Annotated in this window: 17 protein-coding genes and 2 pseudogenes; 12 read left to right on the top strand and 7 right to left on the bottom strand. The window is 58.4% G+C overall.

Going from position 1 to position 19129, the window contains the following annotated elements:
- Nucleotides 1-21 precede the first annotated feature (21 nt).
- Complete coding sequence (gene dnaE, locus AC0V6M_RS12800; protein WP_486139643.1) at nt 22-3525, top strand: DNA polymerase III subunit alpha; 3504 nt, start codon at nt 22-24, stop codon at nt 3523-3525.
- Here dnaE and AC0V6M_RS12795 read toward each other — a convergent pair.
- The gene (locus AC0V6M_RS12795; RefSeq protein ID WP_486139187.1) at nt 3508-3873 is read right to left on the bottom strand and encodes a hypothetical protein; all 366 of its coding nucleotides are present in this window, start codon (nt 3871-3873) and stop codon (nt 3508-3510) included. The two genes, dnaE and AC0V6M_RS12795, sit on opposite strands and share 18 nt — an antisense overlap.
- Before the next feature lie 79 nt (nt 3874-3952).
- Here AC0V6M_RS12795 and AC0V6M_RS12790 point away from each other — a divergent pair, with 79 nt between their 5' ends.
- The 4 genes and pseudogenes from AC0V6M_RS12790 (at nt 3953) to AC0V6M_RS12775 (ending at nt 7195) form a co-directional block, all read left to right on the top strand.
- On the top strand, nt 3953-5554 hold the full coding sequence (locus tag AC0V6M_RS12790) for a long-chain fatty acid--CoA ligase (RefSeq protein ID WP_486139641.1): 1602 nt from the start codon (nt 3953-3955) through the stop codon (nt 5552-5554).
- A 12-nt stretch (nt 5555-5566) separates the two neighbouring features.
- Nucleotides 5567-6113, top strand: a pseudogene (locus tag AC0V6M_RS12785) (pseudouridine synthase).
- A 12-nt stretch (nt 6114-6125) separates the two neighbouring features.
- Nucleotides 6126-6563: a DUF1330 domain-containing protein gene (locus AC0V6M_RS12780; RefSeq protein ID WP_486139186.1), complete on the top strand. Its 438-nt coding sequence runs from the start codon at nt 6126-6128 to the stop codon at nt 6561-6563.
- A 167-nt stretch (nt 6564-6730) separates the two neighbouring features.
- Entirely contained in the window at nt 6731-7195 is a 465-nt protein-coding gene (locus AC0V6M_RS12775; protein ID WP_486139185.1) for a hypothetical protein, read from the top strand.
- A gap of 14 nt (nt 7196-7209) precedes the next feature.
- On the opposite strand, the gene moaB is transcribed toward AC0V6M_RS12775, so the two are convergent.
- The 3 genes from moaB to AC0V6M_RS12760 are packed head-to-tail and all read right to left on the bottom strand — an operon-like array spanning nt 7210 to nt 10322.
- Entirely contained in the window at nt 7210-7740 is a 531-nt protein-coding gene (gene moaB, locus AC0V6M_RS12770; protein ID WP_486139184.1) for a molybdenum cofactor biosynthesis protein B, read from the bottom strand.
- Nucleotides 7741-7746: 6 nt separating this feature from the next.
- Nucleotides 7747-9531 carry a lytic transglycosylase domain-containing protein gene (locus tag AC0V6M_RS12765; RefSeq protein WP_486139183.1) on the bottom strand — a complete coding sequence of 595 codons (1785 nt, stop codon included), beginning with the start codon at nt 9529-9531 and terminating at the stop codon, nt 7747-7749.
- Entirely contained in the window at nt 9513-10322 is an 810-nt protein-coding gene (locus AC0V6M_RS12760; RefSeq protein WP_486139182.1) for a uracil-DNA glycosylase family protein, read from the bottom strand. The genes AC0V6M_RS12765 and AC0V6M_RS12760 overlap by 19 nt, the downstream gene beginning before the upstream one ends.
- Nucleotides 10323-10413: 91 nt before the next feature.
- Between AC0V6M_RS12760 and AC0V6M_RS12755 the strand changes: the two genes are divergently transcribed.
- From AC0V6M_RS12755 to AC0V6M_RS12725, 7 genes are read left to right on the top strand one after another with little or no spacing between them, the layout of a single operon-like run.
- On the top strand, nt 10414-12060 hold the full coding sequence (locus AC0V6M_RS12755) for an electron transfer flavoprotein-ubiquinone oxidoreductase (protein WP_486139181.1): 1647 nt from the start codon (nt 10414-10416) through the stop codon (nt 12058-12060).
- The gene (locus AC0V6M_RS12750; RefSeq protein WP_486139180.1) at nt 12060-12515 is read left to right on the top strand and encodes a hypothetical protein; all 456 of its coding nucleotides are present in this window, start codon (nt 12060-12062) and stop codon (nt 12513-12515) included. The genes AC0V6M_RS12755 and AC0V6M_RS12750 overlap by 1 nt, the downstream gene beginning before the upstream one ends.
- Nucleotides 12512-13318 (top strand): 4-(cytidine 5'-diphospho)-2-C-methyl-D-erythritol kinase, encoded by an 807-nt coding sequence (locus AC0V6M_RS12745; protein ID WP_486139179.1) that lies wholly within the window; start codon nt 12512-12514, stop codon nt 13316-13318. The genes AC0V6M_RS12750 and AC0V6M_RS12745 overlap by 4 nt, the downstream gene beginning before the upstream one ends.
- Complete coding sequence (locus AC0V6M_RS12740) at nt 13315-14049, top strand: N-formylglutamate amidohydrolase (protein ID WP_486139178.1); 735 nt, start codon at nt 13315-13317, stop codon at nt 14047-14049. The genes AC0V6M_RS12745 and AC0V6M_RS12740 overlap by 4 nt, the downstream gene beginning before the upstream one ends.
- Nucleotides 14050-14090: 41 nt before the next feature.
- Nucleotides 14091-15812, top strand: coding sequence for a dihydroxy-acid dehydratase (ilvD, locus tag AC0V6M_RS12735; protein WP_486139177.1), 1722 nt, complete (start codon nt 14091-14093; stop codon nt 15810-15812).
- On the top strand, nt 15793-16167 hold the full coding sequence (locus tag AC0V6M_RS12730; RefSeq protein WP_486139176.1) for a hypothetical protein: 375 nt from the start codon (nt 15793-15795) through the stop codon (nt 16165-16167). The genes ilvD and AC0V6M_RS12730 overlap by 20 nt, the downstream gene beginning before the upstream one ends.
- Before the next feature lie 14 nt (nt 16168-16181).
- Nucleotides 16182-17369, top strand: a complete 1188-nt coding sequence (locus AC0V6M_RS12725) for a class I SAM-dependent RNA methyltransferase (protein ID WP_486139175.1) — start codon at nt 16182-16184, stop codon at nt 17367-17369.
- A 1-nt stretch (nt 17370) separates the two neighbouring features.
- Here the strand turns inward: AC0V6M_RS12725 and AC0V6M_RS12720 are convergent, their stop codons facing one another.
- From AC0V6M_RS12720 to AC0V6M_RS12710, 3 genes and pseudogenes are all read right to left on the bottom strand, one after another.
- Nucleotides 17371-18150 carry a hydrolase 1, exosortase A system-associated gene (locus AC0V6M_RS12720; protein ID WP_486139174.1) on the bottom strand — a complete coding sequence of 260 codons (780 nt, stop codon included), beginning with the start codon at nt 18148-18150 and terminating at the stop codon, nt 17371-17373.
- The gene (locus AC0V6M_RS12715) at nt 18147-18791 is read right to left on the bottom strand and encodes a hypothetical protein (protein ID WP_486139173.1); all 645 of its coding nucleotides are present in this window, start codon (nt 18789-18791) and stop codon (nt 18147-18149) included. Before AC0V6M_RS12715 ends, AC0V6M_RS12720 begins: the two co-directional genes overlap by 4 nt.
- Before the next feature lie 44 nt (nt 18792-18835).
- Nucleotides 18836-19118, bottom strand: a pseudogene (locus tag AC0V6M_RS12710) (acyl carrier protein).
- Between the last annotated feature and the right edge of the window lie 11 nt (nt 19119-19129).

Raw genomic sequence — 19129 nt, 5'->3', positions numbered from 1 at the left:
GCTGCTCAGCATAGTGCCAAGATGGCATTTGCTCCGTTCATCCCGCTTCGCGTTCTATCGTCTTACTCCATGCTGGAAGGGGCGATTGATCCCAAGGGGATCGCGAAACTGGCTAAGGAGCGCGGCTTTCCTGCCATCGCCATTTGCGATCGTAATGGCCTCTATGGCGCAGTGATGTTCGCCTCCGCCTGCAAGGCTGAGGGTGTGCAGCCGATTATCGGGACTTTGCTGGGCGTCGCGCGGCCGAGCAATGATGAGCGCGAGCGGACAATCGTGGATTACCTGCCGTTGTTTGCTCAGGATGAGGCGGGCTATGACAATCTGTGTCACCTCGTCTCAAAGGCGCACCTTGATCGCCCGCTGGAGCTGGACCCGCATGTCGATATGGCAGAGCTGGAAGGGCGGACCGATGGACTGATCGCGCTTACCGGAGCGGGCGAGGGCGCACTCACGCGGCTCTTGGCGGAAGAACAGACCGAAGCGGCGCACTCGCTTTGCGACAATTTGCAGCGTCTTTTCCCGCAGCGGCTTTATGTGGAGCTCGCGCGCAATGGTGATGATGCGGCTGCGAAGGCTGAGGAGGCTCTTATTGAGCTCGCCTATGCCCGCGATCTGCCGCTGGTCGCGACAAACCCATCGAATTTTGCCGACCCGCATATGCACAAGGCGCATGATGCAATGCTGTGCATTGCCAATTCGACCTATATTGAGAACGAGGATCGCCCGACCTCCAATCCGCAGGCCTTCGTAAAATCGGCGCCGATGATGGATGAGCTGTTTGCCGATGTTCCAGAGGCGATGGCGAACACTCTGGTGTTGGCCCAGCGCTGCGCCTTTGCCCCGCCGTATCGTGACCCGATTCTGCCCAGCCTCGCCGGCGATCTGGAGGGCGAGGCGAGAATGCTGGCGGAGGAATCCAAAGCTGGCCTCGAAGCGCGTCTGGAGCCTTACGGTGAGATGTCTGACGAGGAGCGGAAGGTCTATTTCGACCGCCTCGACTACGAGATCGACATCATCGTGAAGATGGGCTTTCCCGGTTACTTCCTGATCGTTGCCGACTTCATCAAATGGGCCAAAGACAATGGCATCCCGGTGGGGCCAGGGCGGGGTTCGGGCGCGGGGTCAATTGTCGCTTGGGCGCTAACCATCACCGATCTTGATCCGATCCAATTGGGCCTTCTGTTTGAGCGCTTCCTTAACCCAGAACGCGTATCCATGCCGGACTTCGATATCGACTTCTGCGAAACGCGCAGGAGCGAAGTGATCCGTTATGTTCAGCAGAAATATGGCAATGATCACGTCGCTCAGATCATCACCTTTGGTAAACTGAAGGCGCGCGCCGTCCTGCGCGATTGCGGACGGATTCTCCAGATGAGTTATGGTCAGGTGGACCGGCTGTGCAAAATGGTGCCGAACCATCCGACCGACCCGTGGACTTTGCCGCGCGCACTTAATGGAGCGGCGGATTTCAAGGCGGAATACACCAATGACAATGAGGTGAAGCGCCTCGTTGATTTGGCGATGCGGCTGGAGGGGCTACCACGCAATTCCTCTACCCACGCGGCGGGCGTTGTGATTGGCGATCGCCCGTTAGCGCAGCTGGTGCCACTTTACCGCGATCCGCGCTCTGACATGCCGGTGACGCAGTTTGACATGAAGCACGTTGAAAGTTCGGGTCTCGTCAAATTTGACTTTCTTGGGCTCAAGACTCTGTCGGTGCTGCGCAAAGCGGTTGACCTATTGGAACTACGCGGAATTACCATTGATCTTGGCGAGCTGCCGCTTGATGACGCGGCGGTCTATGACCTTATGCAGGATGGTAACACGGTTGGTGTGTTCCAGCTGGAATCTGAAGGCATGCGGCGCACGCTGAAAGCGGTGAAGCCAAGCAATTTTGGCGATATCATCGCGCTGGTGTCGCTCTATCGTCCCGGTCCGATGGACAACATCCCCCTGTTCGGTCAGCGCAAGGCTGGCGAGGTTGCGATTGAATACCCCCACGCGAAGCTCGAAGGCATTCTCTCAGAGACATACGGGATTTTCGTCTATCAAGAGCAGGTGATGCAGGCCGCACAGATCTTGGCTGGATATTCGCTCGGCGATGCGGATTTGCTGCGCCGGGCGATGGGTAAGAAGGTCCAGGCAGAGATGGACGTCCAGCGCGGCCGCTTTGTCGAAGGCTGTAAAACTGAAAGCGCCATTGAAGCGAAACAAGCCAATGAATTGTTCGATTTGATCGACAAGTTCGCTGGCTACGGTTTCAACAAATCGCACGCGGCGGCCTATGCGCTGCTCGCCTATCAAACCGCATGGCTGAAAGCGCATTACCCAGAGGAATTCTACGCCGCTTCGATGTGTTTCGACCTGCATCAATCCGAGAAGCTTTCGATCTTCGTCGATGATGCGCGTCGCTATCCCACAGGCGATGAGGGCGGGATCACGGTGCTGCCGCCAGATATCAACCATTCTGAAGCGCGTTTTACGGTTGAGCAGACCGACAATGGTTACGGCGTGCGCTATGCACTAGCGGGGATCCGCAATGTCGGCGAGAAAGCGATGGATGCCATCGTCGCGGAGCGTCAGGCGAGCGGTCCGTTTGAAAGTCTGCAAGACCTATTCGACCGTCTGCCACAGGGCAGTATGAACCGCCGCCAGCTCGAAGGTCTGGTCGGAGCAGGCGCGCTCGATGGCCTAGAGCCTAATCGCGCGGCGATCTTTGCCAATGCCGACATGCTGCTGGCGATAGCCGATGCGGCAGAACGCGAGCGCTCCAGCGGGCAAGCGGCGCTATTTGGCGGCGAGAATGCCCCGCAAGAGGAGCTGCGCCTAAAGGTGACCGAGGAATGGTCACGGACGGAGCAAATGGCGAAAGAGCGCGAGAATTTTGGGTTCTATTTTGCGGCTCACCCGGTTCAGCAATATCGCGAAATTGCCTCCGCCAATGGCGCGCGAACTTATCAGAGCTTAATGGAGGCAGGCGCACCTCCTGGCGGGCGGGGAACCGCCGTGATTGCTGCAATGGTGGAGGGCATGAACAAGGCGCGGACCAAACGCGGCGGTGAATTTGTGCGCGCAGATTTCTCCGACTCCAGCGGGCAATTCTCGGCCGCCTGTTTCGAAGAAGCGCTGGTGCCCGAATTTGAGAAATGGGCCGCAGAGGGGTCGTGCTTGCTGCTATCGGTCGAGCTCGATTCGCCTAACCCCGGTGAGCCGCCGCGATTGACGGTGCGCGGTGCAAAACCCCTAGCCAGCGTAAGCGGGCGCACCCCAATGATAATGCGCGCCGATGTGACCCGGCCGGAGGCATTGGGTGAATTGAAATTGTCGCTCACAACGGGCGAAGAGGCACCGGGCGAGGTGCTCGTGCGGCTGATCCTGACGGACGGGCAAGAGGCGCATATGCGGCTTGGACGCAGCTTCATTCTCGACGGCGATTTGGCCGAGCGCGTCGCCGACATCGAGGGAATAGGGAACGTTGAGCTGCAGCCGCTGCGGGGCCGCGCGAACCTAAAGCTGGTCGCTTAGAGTCTTAGGGGCCGGTTCGTCCACCTTCGAAGGCCGTTCAAACACAGACGTAAAACGAGCCACGATTAGCAGGATAGTTGGCACCATCATGGTGTTCCAAATGTCTTTCCAGTGCGCGTCTGGAATAGGCCGACGTCCCAGCTGCTGCGTGGTCTGCGCATCCCACAGTTCACCCAGTAAAGTAATGGCCAACACCAGCACCCAAGGCTTCCAGCTCGACGCTTTCCATCTTAGCAGCAGGCACGAGCCAAGGTAGACGGCAAGCGCCACATAAATATGCAGCGCGTCTTTCGCGAGACTGGTGTTTTCAACCAGCCATAATTTTAACTGTGTGAACGTCTCTATCACTTGCGCGCCCCGGACTGATCGCTAGTCTCTAAGAGCAAAGCCATGAACGGCAAACAACGAATTTGGGAGAATGAATTTAATGCTCGGAGCGATGCAAGACTGGACGATGCGGATCACGCATGTGATCGATCACGCGGCCCGCGAAAACGGTGGGCGCGAGATTGTAACGCGCTGGGCCGATGGTAGTGAGACACTCACCGATTGGGCCGGCATCCGCCGCGACGCCCTGAAGATGGCGCAGGCATTGAAAGCGCTCGGTCTGAAAAAAGGAGATAAGGTTGCCAGCCTTGCGATGAACCATTCGCGGCACCTGGTTAGTTGGTACGGGGTCGCTGGAATGGGTGGTGTTTTGCACACGGTGAACCCGCGCCTATTCGACGATCAGCTCGAATATATCGTCAATCACGCCGAGGATAAGGTGCTGTGTTACGACGCTGCCTTTCAACCCATCGTCGATAAGATGAAGGATAAGTGGACGAGCGTTGAGCATTATATTTGCTACGATTCTGGCAAGCACAGCCCAGCGTTTGAAGACTGGATTGGTGCGCAGGATGGCAATTACGAGTGGGAAACGGGTGAAGAAACCGACCCCTGTATGATCTGCTACACATCGGGTACAACCGGCAATCCAAAGGGCGTGCAGTACGAGCATCGCTCGACCGTACTCCACGCCGTTGCTGGATTGCAGCCATCGACATTCAATTTCAGCAGTGCCTCGGTGATGCTGCCAGTGGTGCCGATGTTCCACGCGGCTAGCTGGGGTCTCCCCTATGCGGGCGCAATGGCGGGGATCAAATTTGTCTTTTCCGCCGTCAATGATCCGGCAGTCCTGCATGAGCTGATGATCCGCGAAAAGGTTACAGACAGCGCCGGTGTACCGACTGTTTGGCTCGCCCATTTCCAATATTGCGACAAGGAAGGCCTCGACCTGCCTCCGCTAAAAGCAGCGACGATTGGCGGTTCAGCCTGTCCGCGCTTCATGATCGAGCGCCTGATGAAAAACGGCACGCGGGTGCAGCACGCTTGGGGCATGACCGAAACTTCTCCGATCGGAACGGTTGGCGGGCCGACCCATGATTGGGATGAGCTAACCTTCGAACAAAAAGTAGATAAGACGGCAATGCAAGGCCGCCCGATTTTTGGCGTTGAACTGCGCATTGTTGATCTCGATGACAATACAACGGAACTGCCGCGTGATGGCGTTGCCTCGGGAGCGCTGCAAATTCGCGGGCCCTGGATTATTAAACGCTATCTCAAGGCCGAGACCGACGCCGTCAATGAGGATGGCTGGTTCGATACGGGCGACGTTGGGATCATCCATCCCGACGGTACATTGCAGCCGACCGACCGGACCAAGGATGTGATCAAATCCGGCGGGGAATGGATTAGCTCGGTTGAGCTGGAGAATGCGGCTGTTGGCCATCCCGGGATTGCCGAGGCCGCCTGCATTGGCATGTACCATCCAAAATGGGATGAGCGGCCAGTGCTGTTCGTGGTCAAGAACGAGGGGGCGGACCTGTCGAGCGACGATGTGCTGGAGCACCTCAAGCCGCTGATTGCGAAATGGTGGATGCCCGATGCGGTCGAATTTGTGAACGACATTCCGCACACCGCAACTGGCAAGATTTCGAAGAAGGACCTGCGCGACCGCTTCAGTGATTATAAGCTCGAAGGCGCTTAGGGGACCGGGGCCATCACTCGGCTAATCCTGCTTAACAAACCCTTTGGTGTGTTGTCGCAATTTAGCGGCGGCAAGGAAGGTATCCAAGACACGCTGGCGCATCTGGTCGATGTGCCGGCGGTCTATCCCGCTGGGCGCTTGGACAAGGATAGCGAAGGGCTGTTGCTGCTTACCGATGATGGGCGTTTGCAATCACGCATAGCGGAGCCGCGCTACAAGATGGAAAAGACCTATATTGCCCAGGTTGAAGGAGAGCCGGATACGCAAGCGCTGGAGGCGCTGCGGCGCGGAGTGAAGCTGAAAGATGGGATGACAAAGCCCGCCAAAGCTGAGCGGATTGATCCGCCTGATCTATGGCACCGCGATCCGCCTATCCGCTTTCGCAAGAATGTGCCCGACAGCTGGATTTCCCTCAGCATATCAGAGGGCAAAAACCGCCAGGTCAGGCGCATGACAGTCTGCCGTGGGCTTGCCAACTTTGCGGCTCGTACGCTGGAGTGTTGGCGAATGGTCAGTCGATGGGTTGTCACCCGGCGAGTGGCGCGAAGTTACAGTTTGAGGAGGCAAGTTGATGACACGCTATATCGATCCTAGTCCGAGCAATTTTCAGGCCTTCAAGGACCTGCCGCGGGATGAATCGATCCATATGCTCAATCTGCTGCGCTATCGCGAGCTGGCTGAGTACCCCGAGGGGCACGAGCATCATGGTAATGGTTGGAGCGGGCGGCGCGCCTATGAAGAATATAGCGCGACCAGTGGCCCAATTTTTCGCAGGGTAGGCGGGTCGATTGTGTGGCGCGGGGAATTTCAGACCATGGTTACGGGGCCTGAGCCGGATGACAAGGTTTGGCACGATGGCTTTGTCGCGAAATACCCAAACAGTGGGGCGTTTTTCGAGATGATCAAAGACCCTGACTATCAACTGGCAGTTGTGAACCGCAGCGCTGCTCTGATCGATAGCCGTTTGATGCGCTTCAAGCCAGGCGAGGGCGGGGACGCCTTTGGTTGATCGCGCCGGAGCAAACACTGGTTATGGGATGCCTCGAAATCGGATCAAAAAAGGGAAAATTAACCCAATGCGCCAAGGCTTTTTTAGCCAATCGGTTTAATCGGATGGGAAATCCCCCAAGCTTAACGTGGATACCTAGTTTAATCTAAGGATTCCGAGGTAAGGCCATGATCAAACTGTCAAAACATCTGTGCATTTGCGCAGCGCTATTCTCGAGCAGCGCTGCGTTTGCGAGTGATTCTGGCTGGATGATCTCGGAGACAGACGGGCAAGTTTCGATCACCCGTGATGCGAAGGCTTTGTATGCGGCCAAGGGTACGCGTCTGGAAATCGGCGATGTTGTGCGCACAAGTGAGGGCGGCCGCGCGGTTTTGGTTCGCGGGGACGAGTTCTACATCGTCTCGCCTAAGGCTCAGGTCCGCATCAAGAAGGCCGAAGAACAAGGCGTCGCTGCGCAAGTTTTCCAATATATTGGTGAGAAAGTGCTCGGAATGGAGCGCAAAGCCAAGGGGACGCCGGGAACAAAGCAGCCGGTGTTGGCCGCTGTGGTGAAGGGCTATGGCGACAAGCCAGAGAAGCCTGACCTCAAGGATTTCGAGGGAGCCGCCCACACGCTTAATCCAAGCGAATGAGCTGAGCAGAAAAGCTATTTCTCGGTTAGTCGAGGCATCAAATCCACGAAATTGCAGGGCCGATTACGGTTGTCCAATTGCTCGTAAAGGATCCCGTCCCAGCCATCTTTTACGGCGCCGTTTGAACCCGGTAGGGCAAAGACATAGGTACCGCGCACCACGACCGCGCAGGCCCGAGATTGGACCGTGCTGGTTCCGATGGTCTTGAAGCTGAGCCACCGAAACAGTTCGCCAAATCCGGCAATATCCCGCGCACCCTCGATCCGGGACAGCGCCTCTGGCGTGACATCGCGTCCAGTCAGGCCAGTGCCGCCAGTGCTGACAATCGCATCGATAGTTGGGTCATCAATCCAAGCATTGAATTGATCAAGCAGTGTGCCAGCATCGTCTTTAACGATTGCGCGCGCTGCCAGAGAGTGTCCTTTGCTAGTGATCCGTGCGGCAAGAATGTCGCCGGAGGTATCGGTTTCTGCGGTCCGCGTGTCGGAAACGGTCAGGACCGCCATATTGATCGGGGTGAAGGGTTTCGCCTCATCAATGGCCATCGCATTCTACCTTTCCAAACGTGCAGAGCGGCCCATAGACATTTGCGGAAACTCTGGCCAGCGCCCTTCGGCAAGAGCGCGGCGGCTCGGCGAAGAAACGCCCGCAGCGCGCTCGTACATCCAGTAGTTGCGCATCACGATTGCGACATAGCCGCGCGTTTCCCAGTAGGGGATCGATTCCATATAAAGCAGCGGATCGTCATAATCGCGCACTTCGCTGTTCCAGCGACTGATCGGGGTTAGGCCTGCATTATAAGCGGCCATGATCTTGGGCAGCTTGCCCTCGGTCGCATAGCTGTCACGCAGCATTTCAAGATGGCGCTGACCATAGGCCAGGTTGACCTCTGGATTGTTGAGATCAGCATAGCTTGCGCCAAGGTTTAAGCTGCGATTGTGATCGCGCGCGGTACCCGGCATAATTTGCATCAGACCGCGTGCATTAGCCGGGCTAACCGCGCCAGCGCGGAAGTTTGATTCTTGCAAAGCGTGGGCAAAGGCAAGGGCGGGATCCACGGTCCAGCCTGTCGCCGGCTGCCAGCGCGCCACGGGATAGCGCAGCGACGGATGAGAGCGCGCCCCACGCGGAGCGTTGTGCGCCATAAATAGCTGTGTCGATGGCATGCCAAGCTCGCGGGCAAAGCGCGCCAGTAGAGGAAATTCGCTAGGATTGCCGATCCGCGCTTGATGGCGCAGCACTTCATCGGCCAGAACTGGACGGCCAATCTCGTTAAGAGCCGCCGCGATACGCACATTGGCGCTGCGCTCCAGAACTCTCCAATCATCTTTGGTGAAAGGTGCAGGCTTTGCGCTTTCGGGAACTGTCACGCCCAATTGCTCGCCCGCCAGCAGGCCATAAAGCGTCTCGTCATAGCGCGCAGCAGCGTTAAGGTGACGCTGAGCCTGACCGGGTTCGCGGCAGCGGACCAATGAACGGTGTGCCCAGTAATGCGCCGCAGCGGCCAGTTCTATATTGCTGGATCGATCAGCGGCGCGGGCAAAGCTTTCACCCGCTAGCGCGCAATACCCCTGACGCCATGCGGCAAGACCTGCGACCCATTCACCCTCAGCGACCCAAGCGCCGGAACCTTCCGAAACGGTTTCTGCCAAGGCCTGAGCCGAGGCATCATCATTCTCGATGTAATAGCTCCAGGCGACTTTCTGACGCCATTCCGCCCGTGCAGCCGAGCTGAGCTGCGGATCGATCTCAATCAGCAGGCTGTGTGCGCCTGCCGGATCGTCGTTCTTGATGCGGTCAAGGATCGCCGACTTAGTGGTTGAGGGCATTGTGCCATCGTTCACCGGGCGCGGACGTATCCGCTTTGATGCGTAAGGTTGGCGGCTAAACCGCTGAGCCTGAGGCAGATAGGGCAGGTTTTCGACACCACGCTTGGCGCCCATGCGGCTAAGCTGCGCTGCTTGCGGCAAGTGAACACCATCGTCGAACCAGCGCGCAATTCGCTCAGCCTCAATTTTGGGACTCTTTGCGTGGGTGTAATATTCTGCCCGAGCAATCTGGTGCAGCAATCCGCCCTGACGCTGGGCCAGCATGCCTTCGACGCGGTCCCATTGCTGCGCATCAATCGCGCGGAATAGATCTGAGTAGAACGCGCGCTCGTTGCTCGAAAGCACATTGGGCACAGATGCACTGCGCCCGTTTGAGCTTGCATCGTAATGCGCAACCATGCTGCCCGCTTGCGCCATAGCAGCGCTTGGCGTGGCAAGTGCGGCGGCGATTGAAGCGGCTAATATTGCTGGCCTAAGGCTTTTCGCCATCACCGATTTGCCGACCATTCAATCCATCTCCGCCAAAAACGCGCTTTCAGCCTGGGGCTTGCCATCAGGCTTTCCAAGCTTTCGCTAACAAGAAGCTTGGTTAATGGCTCACTAGGGTTGTTTTCTGGTTCAGATGTGTGGTTACTTTTTTGTGAATTGATTGCGTCTTGCGCCGCTGCGTGGCCCAAAAGCGGTGGGATGTTAGAGCCGAGCGCCAAAACCTTTTCCGACGCGGCCAGTTTGATGTGCAGGGCCAAGACCTCTGCCATTCCCGCATGCGCCATTGCGGCCGTGTCCGCCATTGGCGTGGGCCGGGTGAGGGCAGAGGCGAAATAGACATCCTCCGATGAGAAGCCCATCGCTGCCAGCATATTGCCAAGCAAGCGCCCCTGAGGCCCGGACAGCAATTGATCCTTGTCGCCGTCCTCTGGTGCGAGCACTAGCACCATCAGCTTAGCGCCCACATCTCCGCGAGGAGGCACGCGGCCGCGCGGCCCGATTGGATCAAGACCCGGCGCATTGAGCCACCATTCCTGAAACGTTGCGAGGTCACTCGGCGCGTCCTCACCCAGCAAATCACCCTTTGGTCCAAGAGTTTTTCGCAGATCGCTCGGTGCTGTTTTTGGCGAAGTCCCACCGGATTTCTGAGCTTTTTTCGCCTCAGGACCGCTTTCTGGCGCCGCTTCCACTTCTGGTTTGGCAAGCCAATCCGTAACGTCATCGACAAAGTCGATGTCCACGCCCGCCGCGCGCCACCAATCAAGGGCAGCGACAAATTCTCGGGACAAAGGCGGGGCTGGGGCGGTCATACTGTTAATCGCAGGTCTTGACCTTAGCCGTGCCAGTTAGCAAGTGGGTAGGCACGCAAACTCTAGGATTATTCGGGGATCAAATAGGCTCATGAGCGAACGGGAATCAATGCCATGCGATGTCGTTATTGTCGGCGGCGGGCCAGCGGGCCTTTCTGCGGCGATCCGGCTGAAACAGATCAACGAAGAGCTTGAGGTCGTTGTCCTTGAAAAGGGCTCCGAAATCGGCGCGCATATTCTGTCTGGAGCGGTGGTTGATCCCAAGGCTCTGACGGAACTCTTCCCCGAATGGCGCGATATGGATTGCCCTATGGCGCAAACTCCAGTGACCGATAACTGGCACTGGGTCCTGTCGAAGAATGGCAAGACATCGATCCCGCATCTGATGATGCCACCTTTGATGAGCAATCACGGCTGTTACACTGGTTCGCTCGGCAATATGACCCGCTGGCTGGGCGAGCAAGCCGAAGCGCTGGGCGTGATGGTTTTCCCCGGCTTTCCCGCCAACGAAGTGATGTTTGATGACAAGGGCGCAGTGCGCGGTGTCATCACGCAAGACATGGGCATCGCGGAGGATGGCTCGCAAAAGCCGGACTATCAGCCCGGCATGGAGATCGAGGCCAAATACACCCTGTTTGCTGAGGGCGCGCGCGGATCGCTGACCAAGCAGATGAAGGCGAAGTACGACCTTGAGGCCAATTGCGAACCGCAGGTTTACGGCCTTGGCATCAAAGAATTGTGGGACATTGAACCGGGCAAGCATGTGCCGGGCCGCGTCATTCACACGCAAGGCTGGCCGCTCAACGAAAGCGGCACTTGGGGTGGCGGTTTCTTCTACCATCAAGCGAACAATCAGGTCGCGATCGGCTTTGTCACCGCGCTTGATTACAAGAACCCTTGGGTTTCTCCCTATCAGGAATTCCAGCGTTGGAAGACGCACCCAGAGATCAAGGCGATTCTCGAAGGCGGCAGCCGCGTTGCCTACGGTGCGCGCGTCATCAACGAAGGCGGTTGGCAGTCTGTGCCAAAGCTCGCCTTCCCTGGCGGCGCGCTGATCGGCTGTGCGGCCGGTTTCGTAAACGTGCCCCGGATCAAGGGCAGCCACACCGCCATGAAGAGCGGTATGCTGTGCGCGGAGGCCATCGCCGCAGAGATTGAGGGCCACGAAAGCCAGCCAGAGCTTCAGGGGTATGAACCCGCCGTACGCTCCAGTTGGATCGCGGATGAGCTCAAGAAGGTTCAGAACGCAGAGCCTGCCGTTGCCAAATATGGCGATGATATTGGCACGATCCTGGGCGGGATCGACATGTGGATGCGCACGCTCAAGATTGGCCTGCCGATCAGCATGAAGCACCATGCCGATTACACCATGACCGGGCGCGCTGATCTCTATCCAAAGATCGATTATCCGAAGCCCGATGGCGTGATCAGCTTTGATCGTCTGACCAATGTCGCTTTCAGCTTCACCAATCACGCAGAGGACCAACCGGTTCACCTGCAACTGGGCGATGTCGACCTGCAAAAGGCGAGCGAATTTGACGTCTTTGGCGGTCCTTCGAACCGGTATTGCCCAGCGGGCGTCTATGAGTGGATTGAGGAAGAGGGCAAGGAGCCCAAATTCCAGATCAACTCGCAAAACTGCGTCCACTGCAAAACGTGCGATATCAAAGACCCTAACCAGAACATCAATTGGGTCACACCAGAAGGTGGCGGCGGCCCGAACTATCCGAATATGTGATGGCGGAAGGGGATGAGACGGGGGTGGCACCCGAAGTAATCGAATACCGGATCAGAGCACAGATAGTATGGTATCTTGAAACTGCATCTTCGCCCAATGAGCAAAGAGAATACGAAAAGAACATTATCGAGGCAAAGTCGCCTGGCTTGGTCCCAGCCGAAATGATCGAGCAGTGGGCCGATTGGGTATTAACCGAAGGTCACGACTATAAAACGGTTTTAATTGATCGGTATTCCGAGCCAGTGTTCTCCAAGGCAGAGCAACAAGCAATTTTGGGTTTCCACGAAGTCTGGAATGAGACAGCCGATACCACACCTGATCCATTGCCTTGGACCATTGAGGACCTGATCGGCACCCCCGAATGGGATCGGTTTGTTATGGGGGCTAAGAAAGCGCTTGCTGTTTTCATGCGTCGTGGACACTTGCTCGATCAAGCAAAGTTCGACAACGAATGAAGGAATCCGCCTACGCCAAGATCAATCTCGCGCTGCATGTCCGCAAGCGCAGAGACGATGGCTTTCACGAGCTTGAAACGTTGTTCGCCTTTGTCGATGCCGGCGACATGCTGAGCGCTCGCGCCGCCGAGCTGGACACCGTCCAGACCCTCGGCGAATTTGCAGGCGGGATTGACAATCCGATGGACAATCTCGTGGCGAAGGCTCTGGGCGTGTTGCCGCGGACAGAGGGTCTTGCGATCACGCTGGAGAAAAACCTTCCCGTTGCCGCTGGCCTTGGTGGAGGTTCGGCCGATGCGGGCGCGCTGTTCCGGATTGTTGAGCAAACGCATGGCCTGCCGGATGATTGGATGGAGCGCGCCGCAAAGCTTGGCGCAGATGTGCCCTGCTGCGTGCGCAGTGAGACCACAGTGGGCCGGGGAACTGGCACCGAATTGGAGCCAATCGATAGCGATCTGACCGGAACGCCCGTCTTGCTCGTCAATTCGCGCGTGCCGCTCTCAACCGGCCCGGTGTTCCAAGCGTGGGACGGGATCGATCGCGGCGCTTTGCCCGCAGGAACAGCTCGCGAAATCGCTCTTGTTGGCCGCAATGACCTGACCCAGCCAGCGATAAGCATATGCCCAGCAATTGGCGAAGCGTTGGACGCGTTGGAGGGCACAGACGCGTGGCTCACGCGCATGTCCGGATCTGGTGCGACGTGTTTTGCGCTCTACGATAGCGAGGCCGCGCGCGATGCGGCGCAGGCGACCATCACACAAAGCCACCCGGATTGGTGGCAATTGGCGGGCAAGCTGCGATGATCTCTCCGATGATTGATGAAAATCCTTTCCGACAAATGGGTGAGCCGGCGCGCGGCGGGATCGTTTGCGTTGCCGATCATGCCTCCAACTTCGTACCAGAGGATGTGCCGCTTGGCATTTCGGATTCCCTGCTGGAAAAGCACATTGCCATCGACATTGGCGTGCACGGCGTGGCCGTTCGCATGGCACGTGAGTACGGTATCGCCGCGCATCTCGCCACCGTCAGCCGCCTTGTCACCGATCTTCACCGAGAAGAGGGCCATCCCGGCGTCGTGCCGACGGAAAGTGACGGTCACCTGATCCCCGGCAATATCGGAGCCGATGTCGAGGGGCGGCTAGAGCGGTTTCACAGGCCCTATCACGCCGCACTCGGCGCATGGCTCGACGAGGCTGCACCCAAGCTGATCATTTCGCTGCACAGTTTCACGCCTCGGCTGGAATCGCGCAGTGAGGACCGCCCGTGGGAGATCGCGCTACTCTACAATCAAGATGACCGCGCGGCCCGCCATGCGATCAATCTGTTCGGAGAGCAGGGGTTGAACGTCGGCGACAATGAACCCTATTCCGGCCGCGAGCTCAATGCGACGATGAACCGCCACGCCGAGGCGCATGGGCGCTATTATTGCGCAATCGAGGTCCGCCAAGACCTGATCGCGACCCGCGTTGAGCAATCGCGCTGGGCAGCAATGATCGCAGATGTATGCGGAAGGGTTGCACTCGCGCTCGACTAACGGCAGTGGGGCTTCATCAGAGCTCCAATTTGAGAAATATTATGTCTTCGCGCTTCGATAAAACGAAACTTCCCAGTCGTCATGTCTCGGTCGGGCCAGAGCGTGCCCCGCACCGTTCCTATTATTACGCGATGGGGATGAGCGAGGAAGAGATTGCGCGTCCATTTGTAGCGATTGCGAGCGCCGGTAATGACAGCGCGCCGTGTAACACAACGCTCGATCCGCAGGCGAATATCTGCCGCGAGGGTGTGATCGAAAATGGCGGAACGCCGCGCCGCTTCAACACGATTACCGTCACCGACGGCATTGCGATGGGCCATCAGGGCATGAAAAGCTCGCTGATCAGCCGCGAGATCATCGCAGATTCGGTGGAGGTTTCCGTCCGCGGACATTGCTACGACGCGCTCGTTGGGTTCGCTGGCTGCGACAAGAGCCTGCCCGGCATGATGATGTCGATGCTGCGCCTCAACGTTCCGAGCATTTTTGTCTATGGCGGCTCGATCCTGCCTGGCACTTTCAACGATAAAGACGTGACTGTGGTCGATGTGTTTGAGGCCGTGGGTCAGCACGCAGCGGGCAATTGCCCTTTGCAAGAGCTGATCGCGCTCGAAAAGGTCGCTTGCCCCGGCCATGGCGCATGCGGCGGTCAATTCACGGCCAACACCATGGCCTGCGTAGGCGAGGCGATCGGATTGTCCCTGCCAAACAGCAATATGACGCCAGCTCCGTATAAATCACGCGAAGAGATTGCGCGGGCTGCGGGCGTACAGGTCATGAACCTTTTGGAGCTCAATTTGCGGCCCCGCGACATATGCACGCGTGAAGCGTTCGAGAATGCGGCTCGAGTTGTTGCTGCGACCGGTGGCTCGACCAATGCGGCATTGCACCTTCCGGCGATGGCTAGCGAGGCAGGCATCGAGTTCGACCTGTTTGATGTCGCGGAGATCTTCAAATCCACGCCTTACATCGCTGATCTAAAGCCTGGCGGGAAATACGTAGCCAAGGACATGCACGAGGCGGGCGGTGTCTACATGGGCATGAAAACCCTGCTCGACGGCGGTTTTCTCGACCCCAACCCGATAACAGTGACCGGCAAGACCTTGGGCGAAAACATCGAAGAAGTGACCTGGAACCCGGATCAGAAGGTGTTCTATGAGGTTGCTAAGCCCATCACGCCCACGGGCGGCGTTGTTGGCCTGAAAGGCTCACTCGCTCCCGATGGTGCTATTGTGAAGGTCGCAGGCATGGAGCGGTTGCAATTCACCGGCTCTGCCCGCGTGTTCGATTGCGAGGAAGACGCCTTTGCCGCCGTGGAAGCACGCGACATTGCTGAGGGTAGCGTAATCATCATCCGCTACGAGGGGCCAAAGGGTGGCCCTGGAATGCGCGAAATGCTCTCCACCACGGCGGCGCTTTACGGGCAGGGCATGGGCGAAAAAGTAGCGCTCATCACCGATGGCCGTTTCTCCGGGGCAACACGGGGCTTCTGTATCGGCCATGTCGGGCCAGAGGCGGCGGATTGCGGGCCTATCGCACTCGTCGAAGATGGCGACGAGATTGCCATTGATGCGGAGGCGGGCACGATTGATCTCAATGTTGGCGAAGATGTGCTGGCCGAGCGCCGCAAAGGCTGGCAGCCGCGCACAAATGACTATCAAGCTGGCGCATTATGGCGCTACGCTCAGAACGTCGGCCCCGCGAGTAAAGGCGCGCTCACTCATCCCGGCGCTGCGAAGGAAGCTCATGTTTTTGCGGATATTTAGGGCTGGTCTGACCGTGATTTTGGCGGGTGGCGCGCTCGCTGGTTGCGGTGCAGAGCCTGTCGGAACGCCGCAAGGCAGCGATATCGACTGCGCAATTGGAGCGGGAGCGGATTATTCGACCGTCTGCACTTTGGAACAGGCGGCAGATGAAAGCGGCGCGTTCTTCCTGTTACATCACCCAGATGGCGGCTTTCGCCGGATCACATATGATGCGGCCACCAGCGAGCTGTCAGCAATGGACGGAGCAGATGCACTTCAGGATCGCAGTCTTGATCCCGCAGTGATCCGCGAATTCGCAATCGGCGAAGACCGCTATTTGATCCCCGCGGAAATGCTGGTCAGTGTTTCAGAGTGAATGATCCTGAGACAATGGAAATCGTCAGGCTAGCGGCCAAGGGCGACGGAGCGAGCGCCGACGGCCGCCATGCATCTGGCGCTTTACCAGGAGACGTCATCGCTCCCGATGGCACGCTCACGCGCGGTCCCCACCACGTCGATCCACCTTGCCAGCATTTTGAGCGCTGTGGCGGGTGCCAATTGCAGCATGCGGACGAAGAGACATTGTCTGAATTCGTGCGTTCGCGCGTCGCCAATGCGGCTGAGGGGCAGGGGCTGGAGCCGCGCGAACTGTTGCCGGTGCATCTCTCACCGCCGCAAAGCCGCCGCCGGGCAACTCTCCATGCTCTGCGCAAGCATCGCCGCGCGTTGCTCGGCTTTCGCGAGGCCGGTTCGCACAGGATCGTCGACCTCAAGGAATGCCCTGTTCTCGTACCTGAATTGGCGACAATGATCGTGCCTTTGCGCGCCTTTATCGCAGAGCATGGCAGCAAGGCTCCGGTCGATATCGCGCTCGCATGGACCGATCAGGGTGTCGATTGCAGCCTCACCAACATCACTCTCGAAGGATTGGAGGCGACAGAGGCGGCACTCGATTTCGCGCGGGATCAAGGGCTGGCGCGGCTTTCGATAGATCAAGGATACGGCGCGGAAACCGTGTGGGAGCCTGAGCCGATTAGCGTTACTTTGTCAGGCCTGTCTGTGCCCATGCCCGCAGGCGCTTTTCTGCAGGCGACACGCGATGCGGAGACGCGCATGCTTGCAGACGCATCGGAATGGCTGGAGGGTTCTGGCGTAGTTGCGGATCTCTTCTCGGGGCTTGGCACATTTGCTTTCGGCCTGGCACAGGGGCGCAAGGTTTTGGCCGTGGAGGCGGATCAGGCGGCTCATCTTGCGTGCAACTCCGCTGCGGGGCGGGGCCAGCGGGAGGTTCATGCCATGCACCGTGATCTGTTCCGCAATCCTCTGGATGCCAAGGAAATCAGTAAGTTCGCGGCCGTTCTGCTTGACCCGCCGAGGGCGGGAGCGCGCGAGCAGATCGGTCAAATCGCGCAAAGCACGATTAAACGGGTTGTCTATGTCGGCTGCAATCCATCAAGCTGGGCACGCGATGCCGCGCGCTTGATCGAGGCTGGTTTCACACTAGAAAAATTGCGCCCCATTGGGCAGTTTCGCTGGTCTACCCACGTTGAGTTGGTGAGCCTGTTTACCCGAGAGTAGATCAGGCGCGCAGCCCGGCAAGGATCTGAGCCCGAAGCCAGTCGGCGGCATGCGGCTCTACATAGGCGTGTCCGGCCCCCTCACAGGTCGCAATCCGGGGATCATCCGCCACCCAACTGGCAGCAAAGGCCTGGGCAGTGCGGTCACTGCTGGCGAGCAGGATGCGCACTTGGCCCGAAAAGCCAGCTAGGCCCGCCTGCATTTCAGCCGCTAGGCTGGTGGCTTCCGGCGCAGAACGCAGCGATCCGGTCAGCCCGCGCGCCAGCTTCTTGAGATCCACCCCGCCGCGCAGCAAACGCATTATCTCACTGGGGTTCTTGAGTTTTTCGGCATAGCGAGCACGGATCGCATCGGGCGGAGGCAAATCACCTGGCTCATCCCCTTCGATCGTCCAGGGATTGGATAGAATCAATCCATCACACTCCGCGCCTCCCGCCAGCATCAGAGCCGAGGCCGCGTCGCAATTCCCAAAGGCGATCATCCGCTCCACCTGAGGAGCAATGGCGCGAAAGGCCTCGATTGCGGAGCGAATATCCTTTTCTGACTTACGGAAACCACGATTTTCTCCTTCGCTGTCGCCAACGCCGCGCCGGTCGAAGCGGAACACTGGGAAGCCAGCCTTGGCGATCTCTGCTGCTAGCCGCGCTTGCCCGGAAAAGGCACCAGCGCGAATTTCATTTCCGCCACTGACGACCAGCAGTCCTGTTGTTCCCGGTGCAGTGTCCAATGTGCCTGCGCATTTGAGCGTTCCGCAGCCATAATCCATGTGCAGGCGGCTCATGGTGCGACCAGCTCTTCCGCAACCAGAGTGGCGAGGGCGGCCGCTTGCTCTGGATCTTCATCAGGCTCTGCGCGCAGCCAAAGCCCGCGTCCGCCGAGCTCGCTTTGCGTGATCTCCGTAAGGCTACCCAAGGAAAACTCGTCTGCCCGCTCCAGTTCGCGCACTAATTGCGCGCCCATATCCCAGCCTGCAAAGGCCATGCCGCTCTCGCGCGCGATTTGCAGCAGATCGTCTGAGCTTTCATCAGCCCCAGCTTCGCGAGCGGCAATCACTTGCGCGCGGATCATGCTGCGCAGCTGTTTTGCTCCGGTCTGTGGAACATATGCCCAACCTGGCAGGTCCGGCGGCGCAAACAGCACACCAGCCCGAAAGGTCAGAACATGCGTCGCCCTGCAATGGCTCGCGGCTGCGCCCATCGCTGACTGCCACGCGCCCACACTTTGCTGCGCCAATGGGGCGGTACTCTCGTTCCAACCAGGCAGGTCTGGCATTGCTGAACCTATTTCCAGGCCATCAAGCAAGCGCATGATTTCAATGATTTGTCTGCGGAATTTGTTGTGCTCATCAAATAGCGGCGGGATCACCAGAACGCGCGGGCGCCCAGGATGGTCAAATTTCGCCAGCATTTCTTCTGAAATCATGCCGCTGGGCTGCGGGCAGGGCCAGTGGGTTAGCACGTGCCCGATCAGCCTTCGATGATCTTAGCCTCGGCAAAGGCGAGCAGCCCGCCATAGGTTTCGAGCATTTCGCCATCCACGTCGTCGTCTTCGATCACGATGTCGAGCCGGTCTTCCATCTCGGTGAGCAGGCCTGCGACCGCCATCGAGATCAAGCTCTGGCAGGTCGCCGAACAGGCCGGTTTCCAGGGTGAATTCGTTCACGTCGTCAGCGTCTAACCCCAGAACATCGGCGATAATCGCCTTAAGGTCACGGTCAATCGCCGCGCGGCTTTTGCCGATGCCTGACATATCCGTCTGCT

Source organism: Erythrobacter sp. JB3-1, from assembly GCF_057364995.1.
Note: the sequence above shows the minus strand (reverse complement) of the source record. Positions and strands in the feature narration are given on the sequence as shown.

Excerpts from the sequence above, each read along its gene's own strand:
- AC0V6M_RS12775 (WP_486139185.1), top strand. The coding sequence starts at position 6,731 with ATGATCAAACTGTCAAAACATCTGTGCATTTGCGCAGCGCTATTCTCG.
- ilvD (WP_486139177.1), top strand. The coding sequence starts at position 14,091 with ATGTCTTCGCGCTTCGATAAAACGAAACTTCCCAGTCGTCATGTCTCG.
- AC0V6M_RS12720 (WP_486139174.1), bottom strand. The coding sequence starts at position 18,150 with ATGAGCCGCCTGCACATGGATTATGGCTGCGGAACGCTCAAATGCGCA.
- AC0V6M_RS12725 (WP_486139175.1), top strand. The coding sequence starts at position 16,182 with ATGGAAATCGTCAGGCTAGCGGCCAAGGGCGACGGAGCGAGCGCCGAC.
- AC0V6M_RS12740 (WP_486139178.1), top strand. The coding sequence starts at position 13,315 with ATGATCTCTCCGATGATTGATGAAAATCCTTTCCGACAAATGGGTGAG.
- AC0V6M_RS12780 (WP_486139186.1), top strand. The coding sequence starts at position 6,126 with ATGACACGCTATATCGATCCTAGTCCGAGCAATTTTCAGGCCTTCAAG.
- AC0V6M_RS12765 (WP_486139183.1), bottom strand. The coding sequence starts at position 9,531 with ATGGTCGGCAAATCGGTGATGGCGAAAAGCCTTAGGCCAGCAATATTA.
- AC0V6M_RS12750 (WP_486139180.1), top strand. The coding sequence starts at position 12,060 with ATGGCGGAAGGGGATGAGACGGGGGTGGCACCCGAAGTAATCGAATAC.
- moaB (WP_486139184.1), bottom strand. The coding sequence starts at position 7,740 with ATGGCCATTGATGAGGCGAAACCCTTCACCCCGATCAATATGGCGGTC.
- AC0V6M_RS12715 (WP_486139173.1), bottom strand. The coding sequence starts at position 18,791 with ATGATTTCAGAAGAAATGCTGGCGAAATTTGACCATCCTGGGCGCCCG.
- AC0V6M_RS12730 (WP_486139176.1), top strand. The coding sequence starts at position 15,793 with ATGTTTTTGCGGATATTTAGGGCTGGTCTGACCGTGATTTTGGCGGGT.
- AC0V6M_RS12790 (WP_486139641.1), top strand. The coding sequence starts at position 3,953 with ATGCTCGGAGCGATGCAAGACTGGACGATGCGGATCACGCATGTGATC.
- AC0V6M_RS12755 (WP_486139181.1), top strand. The coding sequence starts at position 10,414 with ATGAGCGAACGGGAATCAATGCCATGCGATGTCGTTATTGTCGGCGGC.
- dnaE (WP_486139643.1), top strand. The coding sequence starts at position 22 with ATGGCATTTGCTCCGTTCATCCCGCTTCGCGTTCTATCGTCTTACTCC.
- AC0V6M_RS12760 (WP_486139182.1), bottom strand. The coding sequence starts at position 10,322 with ATGACCGCCCCAGCCCCGCCTTTGTCCCGAGAATTTGTCGCTGCCCTT.
- AC0V6M_RS12745 (WP_486139179.1), top strand. The coding sequence starts at position 12,512 with ATGAAGGAATCCGCCTACGCCAAGATCAATCTCGCGCTGCATGTCCGC.